This is a genomic window from Desertibacillus haloalkaliphilus, assembly GCF_019039105.1.
Classification (GTDB): domain Bacteria; phylum Bacillota; class Bacilli; order Bacillales; family KJ1-10-99; genus Desertibacillus; species Desertibacillus haloalkaliphilus.
This window is the reverse complement of sequence record NZ_JAHPIV010000270.1, coordinates 1-393: the sequence shown is the minus strand read 5'-3', so window position 1 is coordinate 393 and position 393 is coordinate 1. Positions and strand designations below refer to the sequence as shown.

Annotated in this window: 1 protein-coding gene; it reads right to left on the bottom strand. The window is 34.6% G+C overall.

Annotated elements, in window-relative coordinates; all coding sequences use genetic code 11:
* Window positions 1-186: 186 nt before the first annotated feature.
* The coding region (locus KH400_RS21875) for a hypothetical protein (RefSeq protein WP_217228223.1) at window positions 187-393 on the bottom strand (207 nt) is incomplete at its 5' end.

Sequence of the window (393 nt, the reverse complement as noted above, 5' to 3'; positions counted from 1 at the left end):
ATGCAATGCTGAAACAGCAGCTAGAATATCGAAAACAATCAGCTCTTAATGGTTTAATAAAAAGTTTAGGCTGGATTTTCATTCCTCTTCCCATTTTCGTCTTTTTCCAGCGAAAAATTAACAGAGAAAAGAATATCACTAAGTAACAAAAGAAATGCAGGAGCAACCATTTATCTGCTCCTGCAACTACAATTTAGACCTCTCGATCCCAAGTAATTGTTTGGGAATATCCCTCTTTCGATCCATAGCTATTTGCCTTACTTGATCCCCTTGAATAATGTTAATGATTATATCCTTTTCGTTGCCAACAAAATATATTTTTTTATCTTGTTCGTTAACTAATTCAAATACTTGTAAGCAATGAGTAGGGTTTGATTTCGTAGGGGCTTTACG